General features: G+C 58.6%; 14 protein-coding genes and 1 other annotated feature. Of the genes, 7 read left to right on the top strand and 7 right to left on the bottom strand.

Annotation, left to right across the window (positions count from 1 at the left end):
- Positions 1-58 precede the first annotated feature (58 nt).
- Together yfiH and rluD are read right to left on the bottom strand one after the other, a co-directional pair.
- Positions 59-790 (bottom strand): purine nucleoside phosphorylase YfiH, encoded by a 732-nt coding sequence (gene yfiH, locus K7R23_RS13785; protein ID WP_012906711.1) that lies wholly within the window; start codon positions 788-790, stop codon positions 59-61.
- Positions 787-1,767, bottom strand: a complete 981-nt coding sequence (gene rluD, locus K7R23_RS13780) for a 23S rRNA pseudouridine(1911/1915/1917) synthase RluD (protein WP_012906712.1) — start codon at positions 1,765-1,767, stop codon at positions 787-789. The genes yfiH and rluD overlap by 4 nt, the downstream gene beginning before the upstream one ends.
- 132 nt (positions 1,768-1,899) lie before the next feature.
- On the opposite strand from rluD, the gene bamD reads away from it, so the two are divergent.
- The 4 genes from bamD (at position 1,900) to pheA (ending at position 4,657) form a co-directional block, all read left to right on the top strand.
- Complete coding sequence (bamD, locus tag K7R23_RS13775) at positions 1,900-2,637, top strand: outer membrane protein assembly factor BamD (protein WP_012906713.1); 738 nt, start codon at positions 1,900-1,902, stop codon at positions 2,635-2,637.
- Positions 2,638-2,908: 271 nt separating this feature from the next.
- Positions 2,909-3,247, top strand: a complete 339-nt coding sequence (gene raiA, locus K7R23_RS13770; protein WP_024132779.1) for a ribosome-associated translation inhibitor RaiA — start codon at positions 2,909-2,911, stop codon at positions 3,245-3,247.
- A 102-nt stretch (positions 3,248-3,349) separates the two neighbouring features.
- Positions 3,350-3,474: a sequence feature (Phe leader region), on the top strand.
- Positions 3,351-3,398: a pheA operon leader peptide PheL gene (gene pheL / locus K7R23_RS13765; RefSeq protein ID WP_187375663.1), complete on the top strand. Its 48-nt coding sequence runs from the start codon at positions 3,351-3,353 to the stop codon at positions 3,396-3,398. It overlaps the preceding feature by 48 nt.
- Positions 3,475-3,496: 22 nt before the next feature.
- Positions 3,497-4,657, top strand: a complete 1,161-nt coding sequence (pheA, locus tag K7R23_RS13760; protein ID WP_012906715.1) for a bifunctional chorismate mutase/prephenate dehydratase — start codon at positions 3,497-3,499, stop codon at positions 4,655-4,657.
- Here the strand turns inward: pheA and K7R23_RS13755 are convergent.
- The 5 genes from K7R23_RS13755 to K7R23_RS13735 all read right to left on the bottom strand — a co-directional run bounded on the left by K7R23_RS13755 (position 4,654) and on the right by K7R23_RS13735 (position 9,183).
- Entirely contained in the window at positions 4,654-5,526 is an 873-nt protein-coding gene (locus K7R23_RS13755) for an SMP-30/gluconolactonase/LRE family protein (protein ID WP_012906716.1), read from the bottom strand. The two genes, pheA and K7R23_RS13755, sit on opposite strands and share 4 nt — an antisense overlap.
- A 121-nt stretch (positions 5,527-5,647) precedes the next feature.
- The gene (locus tag K7R23_RS13750; RefSeq protein WP_012906717.1) at positions 5,648-6,904 is read right to left on the bottom strand and encodes an NAD(P)/FAD-dependent oxidoreductase; all 1,257 of its coding nucleotides are present in this window, start codon (positions 6,902-6,904) and stop codon (positions 5,648-5,650) included.
- Positions 6,891-7,145, bottom strand: a complete 255-nt coding sequence (locus tag K7R23_RS13745; protein ID WP_012906718.1) for a (2Fe-2S)-binding protein — start codon at positions 7,143-7,145, stop codon at positions 6,891-6,893. Before K7R23_RS13745 ends, K7R23_RS13750 begins: the two co-directional genes overlap by 14 nt.
- Positions 7,142-8,245, bottom strand: a complete 1,104-nt coding sequence (locus K7R23_RS13740; RefSeq protein ID WP_012906719.1) for an NAD(P)/FAD-dependent oxidoreductase — start codon at positions 8,243-8,245, stop codon at positions 7,142-7,144. Before K7R23_RS13740 ends, K7R23_RS13745 begins: the two co-directional genes overlap by 4 nt.
- Complete coding sequence (locus K7R23_RS13735) at positions 8,242-9,183, bottom strand: 4-hydroxyproline epimerase (protein ID WP_012906720.1); 942 nt, start codon at positions 9,181-9,183, stop codon at positions 8,242-8,244. Before K7R23_RS13735 ends, K7R23_RS13740 begins: the two co-directional genes overlap by 4 nt.
- A gap of 306 nt (positions 9,184-9,489) precedes the next feature.
- Here K7R23_RS13735 and K7R23_RS13730 point away from each other — a divergent pair, with 306 nt between their 5' ends.
- The 3 genes from K7R23_RS13730 (at position 9,490) to K7R23_RS13720 (ending at position 13,010) form a co-directional block, all read left to right on the top strand.
- Complete coding sequence (locus K7R23_RS13730; protein WP_012906723.1) at positions 9,490-10,305, top strand: AraC family transcriptional regulator; 816 nt, start codon at positions 9,490-9,492, stop codon at positions 10,303-10,305.
- A 138-nt stretch (positions 10,306-10,443) separates the two neighbouring features.
- The gene (locus tag K7R23_RS13725; protein WP_012906724.1) at positions 10,444-11,364 is read left to right on the top strand and encodes a dihydrodipicolinate synthase family protein; all 921 of its coding nucleotides are present in this window, start codon (positions 10,444-10,446) and stop codon (positions 11,362-11,364) included.
- A 14-nt stretch (positions 11,365-11,378) separates the two neighbouring features.
- A complete protein-coding gene (locus K7R23_RS13720) occupies positions 11,379-13,010 on the top strand; it encodes an aldehyde dehydrogenase (NADP(+)) (protein WP_012906725.1) in 1,632 nt (543 codons plus the stop codon).
- Positions 13,011-13,016: the final 6 nt, after the last annotated feature.

Here is a 13,016-nt window from a genome sequence, read left to right as displayed (position 1 = left end):
ATGACCTGAATTATGTGAAAAGAAAATTACGCGTACCGGATCGTCTTGATTCTTTAGGTTATATCAGCCAAATGAAACTTGCCATACGCCCGGTGGTCTTGTCGCGACGATAAGAGAAGAAAGTCTCATTTTCACTAAAAGTACAGCGGTCACCGCCGAAAATTTGTTCAACGCCGACATTTGCCAGTCGCTGGCGGGCAAGCTGATAAATATTCGCCAGATATTTTTCGCCGCGCGGCAGAAAGGCTTCCTGCGCTCTGGCGTCTTTTTCGATAAACGCTTCGCGCACCTCAGGCCCCACTTCAAAGGCCGTGGGACCAATCGCCGGACCTAACCAGGCAAGAATGTTCTCAGGCTTATCGTTGAAGCAGACGAGCGTCTCTTCCAGTACGCCTTCACACAACCCGCGCCAGCCCGCATGGGCCGCCGCCACTTCCGTTCCCGCCCGATTGCAAAACAACACGGGCAGGCAGTCTGCGGTCATGACCGCGCACACGGTTCCCCGCCTGTTGCTGTAAGACGCATCCGCCCGCTTCGAGGCGTAAGGCCCACCGGTCAGTTTCAGCACATTCTTGCCGTGAACCTGCTCCAGCCAGACCGGTGAGGAGGGCAGATTGCCCGCAGCAAACAGGCGGTTACGGTTCTCCTCAACATGTTCCGGATTGTCGCCGCAGTGGGCGCCCAGATTCAATGCGTCATACGGCGGCAAACTGACGCCGCCGGTACGAGTCGAACTACATGCCGCCACGCCTTCCGGCAGCGGCCACTGCGGGACAATCAGCATACTCATAGCCAGGCCACGTCATCCTTATGTTCTTCGAAATCGGCGCGCATCGCGTCGATCAGCTCAACCATATCCTGCGGGATCGGCGCATGCCATTCCATTTCGATACCGGAAACGGGATGGTACAAACGCAGCATTGTGGCGTGCAGCGCCTGGCGATCGAACTTGCGCAGCGTGGAGATAAACGCCTCCGACGCCCCTTTCGGCGGACGCGGGCGGCCGCCATAAACCGGATCGCCCACCAGCGGATGGGTAATATGCGCCATGTGCACGCGGATCTGGTGGGTACGCCCGGTTTCCAGACGCAGCCTGAGACGCGTGTGCACACGGAAATGTTCCATAATACGGTAGTGGGTTACCGCCGGTTTGCCCATCGGATGCACCGACATATGGGTACGCTTCGTCGGGTGACGGCTGATAGGCTCATCTACCGTCCCGCCGGCGGTCATATGGCCGATAGCGACCGCTTCGTATTCACGGGTGATCTCGCGCAGCTGCAGCGCCTCAACCAGACGCGTCTGCGCCGGAACGGTTTTCGCCACCACCATCAGACCGGTGGTGTCTTTATCCAGACGATGGACAATGCCCGCGCGCGGTACGTCGGCGATGGGCGGATAGTAGTGCAGCAGCGCGTTCAGCACCGTGCCGTCCGGGTTCCCCGCGCCGGGATGCACAACCAGATCGCGGGGTTTATTGATAACAATAATGTCATCATCTTCATAAACGATATCCAGTGGGATATCCTGAGGCTCGAAGCGGATTTCTTCATCAATCTCCGCGTCGATAGCGACCACTTCGCCGCCTAAGACTTTTTCTTTCGGTTTGTCGCAAATTTTATCGTTGACCAGCACGCGCCGATCGAGAATCCATTCTTTTATGCGCGAACGTGAATAATCCGGGAACATTTCGGCCAAAGCCTGATCTAAGCGTTGACCGAGTTGATTTTCGGATACCGTTGCGGTGAGTTGTACTCGTTGTGCCATATACAGCTTCTTCGTTTAACGTTGGGTTTTACGGCTTTGCCGTTTAATATAGTGTGCTATTGTAGCTGGTCTTAACCGGGAGCAGGAACAGAGAATCTCCCGCAAAAACATTTTGAGGAAAGTCAAAACGTCATGACGCGCATGAAATATCTGGTGGCAGCAGCCACGTTGAGCCTGTTTTTGGCGGGTTGCTCTGGTTCAAAGGAAGAGGTGCCCGATAATCCGCCGAATGAAATCTACGCTACTGCTCAGCAAAAGCTGCAGGACGGTAACTGGAAACAGGCAATAACGCAATTAGAAGCGTTAGATAACCGCTATCCGTTCGGCCCTTACTCCCAGCAGGTGCAGCTGGATCTGATCTACGCCTACTACAAAAATGCCGATCTGCCGCTGGCTCAGGCCGCTATCGATCGCTTTATTCGTCTGAACCCGACGCATCCTAACATCGATTATGTGATGTATATGCGCGGCCTGACCAATATGGCGCTGGATGACAGCGCGCTGCAGGGCTTCTTTGGCGTCGATCGCAGCGACCGCGATCCACAGCACGCGCGCGCGGCGTTTAATGACTTTTCGAAACTGGTTCGCGGCTATCCGAACAGCCAGTACACCACCGATGCCACGAAGCGTCTGGTGTTCCTGAAAGATCGCCTGGCGAAATATGAATACTCGGTCGCGGAATACTACACCAAACGTGGCGCATGGGTCGCGGTGGTTAACCGTGTCGAAGGTATGCTGCGCGATTTCCCGGACACCCAGGCGACGCGTGACGCTCTGCCGCTGATGGAAAACGCCTATCGTGAAATGCAGATGACCACCCAGGCAGAGAAAGTGGCGAAAATCATTGCCGCCAACAGCAGCAACACCTGATTGTGGTTTCACATGCAAAACGGCAGCCCACGGGCTGCCGTTTTTTTATCCGTTTCGCGTCGCGTTAACCACGACTTGCCGATCACTCATCTCATCAACTATGGCCTGCTTTTACCTTTTGCTCAAGCGAAATATCCGCACTTCCTGCGATGCCTCATAAAAAAGTTTCATTGACAAAAAGTGACAAAACAATGTGATTCTAATCACACATTTTGACATTAGGAACGGTATGCTGAAATTACCAAGACGGGAAAGACAAGAGGTAAAATTTATGACAATGAACATTACCAGCAAACAAATGGAAATTACTCCGGCAATTCGCCAACATGTCGCAGACCGTCTCGCCAAACTGGAAAAATGGCAAACACACCTGATTAATCCACATATCATTCTGTCTAAAGAGCCACAGGGTTTCGTTGCTGACGCCACCATTAATACACCGAACGGACATCTGGTCGCCAGCGCAAAACACGAAGATATGTATACCGCCATTAACGATTTGATCAACAAGCTGGAACGGCAGCTCAATAAAGTGCAGCACAAAGGCGAAGCACGCCGCGCAACCGCATCGGTTAAAGACGCCAACTTCGCTGAAGCAGATGAAGAATAATCCTTTATATTGAGTGTATCGCCAACGCGCCTCCGGGCGCGTTTTTTGTTGACAGCATGAAAACAGTACGGGTACTTTACTTACGTCGCTAAAGGAAACTGATATGCAACTTACGCCGTTCTTCTTCGCCTTCTTTTTTACCTTCCCCTGAACGGGAGGCTTTCGTCGTGTGAGAAAGAATGCGAAGACGAATAACAAGGCCTCCCACTCCGGGGGGCCTTTTTTATTGATAACAAGAAAGGCAACACTATGACATCGGAAAATCCATTACTGGCGCTGCGCGAGAAGATCAGCGCGCTGGATGCAAAATTGCTGGCGTTACTGGCCGAACGACGCGAACTGGCGGTCGAGGTTGGCAAAGCCAAGCTTGAATCCCATCGCCCGGTACGCGATATCGACCGCGAACGCGATCTGCTGGACAGGCTGATTCAGCTTGGCAAAGCGCACCATCTGGACGCCCACTACATCACCCGTCTTTTTCAGCTCATTATTGAAGATTCCGTTCTCACCCAGCAGGCGCTGCTCCAGCAGCATCTGAATAAAATCAATCCCCGCTCAGCGCGCATCGCCTTTCTGGGACCAAAGGGGTCTTACTCGCACCTTGCGGCCCGCCAGTACGCCGCGCGTCACTTTGAGCAGTTTATCGAAAGCGGCTGCGCGAAGTTCGCCGATATTTTTAATCAGGTTGAAACCGGTCAGGCAGACTATGCGGTGGTGCCAATTGAAAACACCAGCTCGGGCGGCATCAACGACGTTTACGATCTTCTGCAACACACGACGCTTTCCATCGTCGGTGAAATGACGATTGCTATCGACCACTGCGTGCTGGTCTCCGGTACCACGGACCTCGAAACCATCGATACGGTATATAGCCACCCGCAGCCCTTCCAGCAGTGCAGTAAGTTCCTGAGCCGCTATCCGCACTGGAAAATCGAGTACACCGAAAGCACCTCCGCGGCAATGGAAAAAGTCGCCCAGGCGAAATCTCCGCGCGTGGCGGCGCTTGGCAGCGAAGCCGGCGGCGTACTGCACGGGCTACAGGTACTGGAGCGCATTGAAGCGAACCAGTCGCAGAATATCACCCGCTTCATCGTGCTGGCGCGTAAAGCCATTGACGTCTCCGATCAGGTTCCGGCTAAAACCACGCTGCTGATGGCGACAGGGCAGCAGGCTGGCGCTCTGGTGGAAGCGCTGCTGGTGCTGCGTAACCACAACCTGATTATGACCCGCCTGGAGTCCCGGCCTATCCACGGCAACCCGTGGGAGGAGATGTTTTATCTCGATATTCAGGCCAACCTCGAATCGCCGGAGATGCAAAAAGCGCTGAAAGAGCTGGGCGCGATCACCCGCTCCATGAAGGTGCTGGGCTGCTATCCGGGCGAGAACGTCGTCCCGGTCGATCCCTCTTAACGTTCGATAAACCGGCTTTTCTTCATTCCTGCCACCGTAACAGGCAGGGTGAAGATCGCGCCGGAGAGCGGATAGCGCGCCACCTCTTCATCGCTCATATTCTCGCGCGTGGTGGTGATAAACAGCGTTTTCAGATCGTCACCGCCAAAACAGACCATCGTCGGACAGCGTACCGGCAGGCGGTATTCTTCAAGCTGTTCACCCCGCGGAGAAAAACGGGCGATCCGCCAGCCGTCAAACAGCGCGCTCCAGTAACAGCCTTCGCTGTCCATCGCCGCGCCGTCCGGAATGCCCTCTTCTTGCTGAAATCGACGAAACGCCTCACGCTTACCCGGCTCCCCCTGCGCGTCCAGCGGCGCGCGCCAGATGACGCCGTTCGGCGTGTCTGAGGTATACATCCACTGCTTATCCGGGCTGAACGCCAGGCCGTTATGCCCCTGGATATCGCACTGAATAATCACCGGGCGCAGATGGTTATCGATGCGCATCAGCATCGCGCCGTTATAGTCGCCCGGCGCCCAGAAAGTGCCAGCGTAGAAGCGTCCGAGATGATCGGTGCCGCCATCGTTAAAACGCGCCAGCTGCGGGTTCGACGGGTTATCGCATACCTTGCGCTGAAGCAGGCCGCTTTTATCGGTTAGCCAGATGGCATTGCGCAACGCCACAATAAAGCCGCCGCGTTCGCGCAGCGCAAAACAGCCGACCTCTTCAGGGAACGCCAGAACCGTATGCTCCCCTGACGGCAGATGATAACGGTGGATCTCCCCTTCCAGAATATCCGCCCAGTAGAGCGCATTCTCGCGCCCGCTCCAGATCGGGCATTCAGGCAAATGCCCGGTATAGTCGAATAACACCTGTGGTTCAGCCATAACCCATCCCCAAAAGAAAAAACCAGCGGTCGTTCCGCTGGTTTTTCAGTATAACCCTCCGGCGCTGACGTCGCTGAAAAACCACGATAATCTCTTCCGCCGCTGCGCCAGAGAGCAACAATCAGCCCTCCGGCTTCGCCAGATGGATCAGCGTGTCGATACGCGCCGGGGAAAGCGGCTCGCGCGGCTGAGGCAGCGGCCAGCCGTACAGCCAGCGGGCGCTGGTGGCGCAGGTTTTCCCCTGACAGGCTCCCATTCCGCAGCGCGAGGCGAGCTTCGCCGCCTGCCAGCTTTCGGCATTTTGTACTTCACCGCAGCGAATATCCTCGCAGCGGCAGAGCAGTGTGTCCGCCGTGGCGACTTCCTTCAGGGAATCGGGCAACGCAAAAGTGACATGCAGCGCCTCGGCAAAACGCTGCCAACGGACGCGCGCGGTAATGGCGTTTTCTGCTTTTTCAGGCTGCCCCGCCGCGCAATACCCGGCAATTTCCCCTTCTGCCAGCGCCAGTTCGCTGCCGCCAAAGCCGGTGCACTCCCCCGCGGCATAGATATCCTGCACGCTGGTGCGTTGCTCCGCATCCACCCAAATGCTCAGGTTTTCCGATTTGCAGCCAAAGAGTGCCCCTGCTTCGCTATTCGGCACCAGTCCGTAGCCGATAGCCAGCCTGTCGCAGGCTATCTCCCGGCTTTTTCCCCGATAGCGCACGGTCACGGACTGAAGATGCGAATCTCCCTGCGCATGAATAACCTGGCTTGCCGGATGATAGTGGGCCGGAAAAAGCTCACCGAACTGACGCAATTTTTCCGGCCAGCGCCAGAGTCCCGCCGCGAAACGGGCCAGCGCGCTCAGCGGCGCCTGTTCAATAATGGCAACCACGCTCCCGCCCGCGCGCTTCACCGTACTGGCGACGGCCAGCAGCAGCGGGCCACTGCCGGCAATGACCACCCGTTCTCCCCTGAGCGACAGGCCATGTTTTATCTGCGCCTGCAGGCCGCCTGCGCCCGTCACGCCGGGCAGAGTCCAGCCGGGAAAAGGCAGCGAGAGTTCCCTTGCCCCACAGCATAATATCAACCGCTGCCAGCGAATCTCTCCGCAGCCGTCTGCGGTTTCGAAAACAACGGAATGCGGCATCGGACGGGCAATCAGCCGGGCGCCGTTCAGCAGCATAATGCTTGATTGTTCCGCCACCGCCTGACGAAGCTGCCGGGCGCGCCGGGGCAGTGAAACCTGCGGCCCGTCGCGCCAGATTTGCCCGCCGGGACGCGGGTTGTCGTCAAGGACGATGACCGCTTTTCCGCAGCGTGCGGCAGCCAGCGCCGCCGACAGCCCGGCAGGCCCTGCGCCGAGGATCAGAATCTCACAGTCAAACGTTCGCATGTTGGCTCCTTTCAATCACCATTTCTGGCTGGCATTCTGTCTGGCAGGCCAGCACCCGGCGTCCGTTCACCGTCACCCGGCACTCCTGGCAAATCCCCATTCCGCAAAAGGGCGCACGCCGTTCGCCGCTGACCGAACGGCGCGTGACGCCGTAGCCCGACAGGGCCAGGGCCGCCGCAATGCTGATGCCGACGGGAACCTCACAGGTCTGCCCATCGATAGTCACCTTCAGGGTATTCATGCGATGGCCTCCTGTTTGTGCAGCCGGGCGGGTAGCCAGGCATCCGGCGACACCGCCGGGCGCTCGCCAAGGATCTGCGCGCAGAGGAGTTCAGCGGTGGCGGGTGCGGTCGTGACGCCCAGCCCTTCATGCCCCAGCGCCAGCCAGATCCCCGGGCGCGTGGGATGCGGGCCAATAAGCGGATTGCCGTCTGCCGATGCGACGCGAAAACCACTCCAGCAGCGGATGATATTAAGCGTCTCCAGCGCGGGTAAAAAATGCCGCGCGCGCGCCAGCATCTGCGCCAGCAGGGGTAAATCGATCTCGCGGTCGGTGTTATCGAACTGGCGGGAGGAGCCAATCAGCAGTTGTCCGGTGGGGCGCGGCTGGATGTTAAATGCCACTGAGGTGCCGCCCGCATGGGCGCTGGCGCCGTATCCCAGCTCCACCAGCTGGTGGCTGAGTAAGGGGCCATAGCGATCGGTGATCGCCAGCTGGCCTTTTTTCGCCCTCAGCCAGGGCTCACCTAACAGCGCGTTGGCCCCCAGACCGCTGGCGATGACGATTGCGCGCGCACGCAGGCGTTTTCCACTGTGCAGGGTGACGTAAGGGGCATCAACAGAGCGGGCGCTATCGCGAAGATGCGTTAAACCGGCATCGTCAATAAACCAGCGGGCGACGTTCGGCGCGTAAACGATGCCGTCACCGGGTACCCACAGTCCACCAGCGAGCCCGGCGGTGAGCAGAGGTTCGCGCGCGGCAAGCTGCTCGCGGGTCTGCATTTCGCTGGCGACCTGATATTGCGCCATTCGCCGCATTTTTTCCTCTGCCAGCGCAAGCTCCTGCGGCGTTTCCGCCAGCCACAGCGTGCCGCATCCGCGCCAGGCGCAGCTTTCCGGCATCCGGGGAGTCAGCGCCCGCCAGCGCGCCAGCGACCAGGCGGAGAGGGTAAGCTCCGCCGGATCGTCATCCATACACACCAGATGCCCCATGCCCGCCGCCGTCGCGCCCGCGTTGCCGTCATCGACCAGCGTGACCCGCTGCCCGTAAGCGGCCAGTTGCCAGGCGCAGGCGGCGCCGATAATTCCGCCGCCGATGACAATGACGTCGCTTTCAGTCACAGCGAGATCCCCCAGCAGAACGGGTCCTCAGGATTGAGAATCAGCCGGTTATCACCGCAGACCCACGCTTCACCGCGGATCGTCGGGACGATCCTGTCGCCATGCGGCACGAAATGGGCGGTAAATTCGCTGCCGATAATGCTCGCCTGCCGCCAGCGTTCTCCAGGTTTGAGTTTCCCCTCCTCCGCCAGACAGGCCAGCTTGGCGCTGGTGCCGGTGCCGCAGGGGGAGCGATCCCAGGCCTTACCGGGGCAAAGCACAAAGCTACGGCTGTCCGCATGGTCATCCCCGGCGAAGAGTTCTATATGGTCGATAATGCCGTCATCTTCACCACGAATGCCCGCATGTTCCAGACCTTCACGGATCGCCCATGCGTACTCCGTCAATTGAGGAATGTTTTCCGGCGTCACCGCGAACGGATGATCGTTAACGAGGAAGAACCAGTTGCCGCCCCAGGCGATATCGCCCGTTACCGTGCCGCAGGCAGTTTCGACCTGCACCTGCTTACGCCAGCGGTAAGCCGGGACGTTTTCTACCGAGACGCTGCCATCTTCGTGCAGCGTGGCGGTCACATCGCCCACCGGCGTTTCAATCAGATGTTTGCCGGGTTGAATGCGGCCAAGCCATGCCAGCGAGGCAACCAGCCCGATGGTGCCGTGACCGCACATGTTCAGAAAGCCGCTGTTGTTGAAGAAGATAACTCCGGCCGTGGCCTGCGGCGACACGGGTTCACAGAGCAGTGCGCCGACCAGAACGTCGTTACCGCGTGGCTCAAGAATGATGGCCTTACGCCAGTCGTCGTACTCACGTGAAAAGCGCTCCCGGCGCCCGGCCATGCTTCCTGCTCCCAGATCCGGAAAACCGTCGATAACCAGGCGGGTAGGTTCGCCGCCGGTATGGGAGTCAATCACTCTCAGTTCACTGTGCTGCGCTGTCATAGAATCTCCGGAAAGTTAACGCCTTGTTGCCAGATGCTGGCGCAAGCTTTGCTTTCCTGCTTGATCGCTTTCGCTACCGGAAATGACGAAATCAGCACAGTGAACGCTTTCACTCTTACGACAATTTCATATTTATTTCTTATTAATCACTTGGTTGCTTGTGTGATAAACCAAAAAGGCGATAGCGCCAGTGGTTGAAAAAGGTAAATCACAAAGCTGTGGCGGGATCGCAAAACGCGGTAAGGACGCTTGATTAGTTAATGAAAAGTTAATAAAGATGCAAATCACTAATCGGGAGGAAGCGTAATGTCCTGTGTTATTGATGATGTGGTATCCCCGTCGCCGGTACTGGAAGTCGCTGAACTGAGCCAGATATGTGAAGGGCTGGCGTATCAGCGTCCGGACAATATTCAGACGTTGCTCCATGCTATGGCGTTGATTGCGCCGCTGCTTAACGCCATTCCTGATGTGGTTTTTTTTGTCAAAGACGTACAGGCCCGCTATTTGATGGTCAATATGACCCTGGCGCGTCGCTGCGGGTTTAAGTCGGTGGCCTCTCTGCTGGGCAAAACCTCTGCCGACGTTTTCCCTTCTGCGCTTGGGCAGGGCTATACCGAGCAGGATATGCGGGTGCTGCGTGAAGGGGTAACGCTACGCGATCAGCTGGAAATGCATCTCTACAACGGTCGCCAGCGCGGCTGGTGTCTGACCCAGAAGCTGGCGCTGCGGGACACGCGGGGCCAGGTCATCGGAATGGCGGGAATTTCGCACGATCTCCAGGAAGCGCAGGCGCGCCACCCGGCGTGGCAGCGGCTGGCGATCGTCGATGAGCATATCCGCAACCATTACCACCGGCCAATCGCCATGGAAGAGTTAACTGCGCTGAGCGGCATGTCGGTGGCGCAAATTGAACGCTACTGTAAGCGTATTTTTCATCTCACCCCGCGTCAGATGATCCACAAAGTCCGGCTGGAAAAAGCCACCGAGCTGCTGGCGGGCGATACGCCGATTACCGATATCGCCCTACAGTGCGGCTATACCGATCACAGCGCTTTTAGCCGCCAGTTCAAAGCGATGACCGGCTCCACGCCGCGCGATTTTCGCCTCACGTTGGCCGGCTAAGACAAACCCACTGTGCTAATTTCGTCATCAAAGAGGAAGAAAACCACCAAGCCGTCGGTCGCCTGAAACGTCAATCTGTCAGTGAATATTCACCATTCATTCACTTTGAATTAACAAATTGACGACAAGGAACCGAACATGAGCAAGAAAGCCATTCACTGGAGCGGTGTATTCCCGGCAGTCAGCACCCAGTTTCGCAGCGATTATTCCCTGGATCTGGATGCCACCCATATGGTGATGAAAAATCTGGTCAAGGATGGTGTTTCCGGCCTGGTGGTGTGCGGCAGCGTGGGCGAGAACACCTCTCTCACCACCCAGGAAAAGCTACAGATCATCGAAGTGGCGAAAGACGCTGCGGGCGGTCAGATCCCGGTGATTGCAGGGGTAGCGGAATTCACCACCGCCTTCGCGCAGACGATGGCGAAAGAGGCCGAGCGCGTAGGCGTTGACGGCATTATGGTAATGCCTGCGCTGGTTTACTCCTCGAAACCGCATGAAACAGCGGCCCACTTCCGCAGCGTGGCAACGGCCACCGACCTGCCGATCATGGTGTACAACAATCCGCCGATTTACAAAAACGACGTAACGCCGGATATCCTGGCTACGCTCGCCGACTGCGACAACATCGTCTGCTTCAAGGACTCTTCCGGCGATACCCGCCGTTTTATCGACCTGCGCAATTCCGTCGGCGACCGCTTTGTCCTGTTCGCCGGGATGGATGATGTGGTGGTAGAGAGCATTGCCGTTGGCGCGGAAGGCTGGATTTCAGGGATGTCAAACGCCTTCCCGCGTGAAGGCGAGACGCTGTTCCGTCTGGCGAAACAGCAGCGCTATGAGGAAGCGATGGCGCTTTACCGCTGGTTTATGCCGCTGCTGCATCTGGATGCGCGTCCGGATCTGGTGCAGTGCATCAAGCTCTGCGAAGAGTTACTGGGGCGCGGCAGCGCTATTACGCGTCCACCGCGTCTGGCGCTGGAAGGTGAAACCCACGCGGAAGTCGTGGCGATTGTTGAGAAGGCGCTGGCAACCCGTCCACAGCTGCCGGACGTCGGCCTTTAAGAGCGGGAGGGATGATGACTTTACCTCTCTTCGTATCAGGTCAGCAGTTTATCGCCGGACGCCGCGTGGCAAGCGGTGAGGCAACGCTGCCGGGCCTGCGCGCCGCCGACGGCGAACCGACCGGCCACCGTTTTTACCCGGCCTCCCGCGAGGAGGCCGCCGCTGCGGCGCTGGCGGCTGAACAGGCGTTTCCGCTCTATTCGCAGACATCGCCAGAGGTGCGCGCCCGCTTTCTCGACACTCTCGCCGATGAGCTGGATTTACTCGGCGAGGACTTTTTCACTATAGCCCACCAGGAGACGGCGCTGCCGCTGCCACGGCTGCAGGGAGAGCGCGCCCGTACCAGCAATCAGCTGCGGATGTTTGCTGGGGTGCTACGTCGGGGCGATGCCTTTGGCGTGCGTATTGATACCGCGCTTCCTGCCCGCACGCCTTTACCGCGCCCGGATCTGCGCCAGTATCTGACCGCGCTCGGTCCGGTGGCGGTATTCGGCGCCAGCAATTTCCCGCTGGCCTTCTCCACGGCGGGGGGCGATACCGCCTCCGCGCTGGCGGCAGGCTGCCCGGTAGTGGTAAAAGCCCATCCCGGCCATATGGCGACGGCGGAATTGACGGCCCAGGCGATAACCCGCGCGGTAGAGAAATGCGGTCTGCCGCCGGGCGTTTTTAACATGATTTTCGGCACCGACATTGGCGCGGAGCTGGTTCGCCATCCGGCAATTCAGGCGGTCGGTTTTACCGGTTCGCTGCGCGGCGGCAAGGCGCTCTGGCAACTGGCCCAGCAGCGTGCGCAGCCGATCCCGGTGTTTGCGGAAATGTCGGCCATTAACCCGCTGATTATTCTGCCGCAGGCGCTGGTCAACCGGGCAGAAACGCTGGCGAATGAGCTGGTGTCCTCCTTTACCCTCGGCTGCGGGCAGTTTTGTACCAAACCGGGGCTGATCCTGATTTTACGCGGCGAAGGCGCTCCCCGCTTCATACAGGCGCTGAAGGAGGCGGTGAACCAGGCGCTGAAGGAGGCGGTGAACCAGGCGCCGCCGCAGACAATGCTGAATGCGCCGACGCTTGCCCATTACCAGGAAGGCGTCAGTGCGTTTGAGGCGCATGCGGATATTCAGCGGCTGGCAGGCTGCGACGAATCTGTTGCCGGTCGCGCGCAGGCCCGGCTGTATCAGGCTCCGGCTTCGCTGCTGCTGGCGCAGGATCCGCTGCTCCAGCATGAGGTGTTTGGCCCGCTGGCGGTGCTGGCAGAGGTGGCGGACGAGGCAGAGCTGCACGCTATTCTGCGCGCCATTCAGGGCCAACTGACGGCGACGGTTCACGCGGAATCGGATGACGGGCCACTGGCGCAGCGCTTGCTGCCTGCCCTCAGTGAAAAAGCGGGACGCGTGCTGTTTAACGGTTACCCGACCGGCGTGGAGGTATGCGACGCAATGGTGCACGGCGGTCCGTGGCCCGCCACCACTGACTCACGCGGCACCTCGGTAGGGACCAAAGCCATCGAGCGTTTTTTACGCCCGGTATGCCTGCAAAACGTGCCCGCCGCGCTGCTGCCGCCTGCGGTCCAGGATGCCAACCCTCTGAACCTGCTGCGCCTGATTAACGGGCAGTGGACCCGGGAAGCCATTTCCCCCTCTGTTGACTGAAGGGCA

It is taken from the genome of Citrobacter rodentium NBRC 105723 = DSM 16636 (assembly GCF_021278985.1).
Taxonomy (GTDB): Bacteria; Pseudomonadota; Gammaproteobacteria; order Enterobacterales; family Enterobacteriaceae; genus Citrobacter_A; species Citrobacter_A rodentium.
The sequence above is the reverse complement of the archived record's forward strand: the minus strand, read 5'-3'. Positions and strand labels throughout refer to the sequence as shown.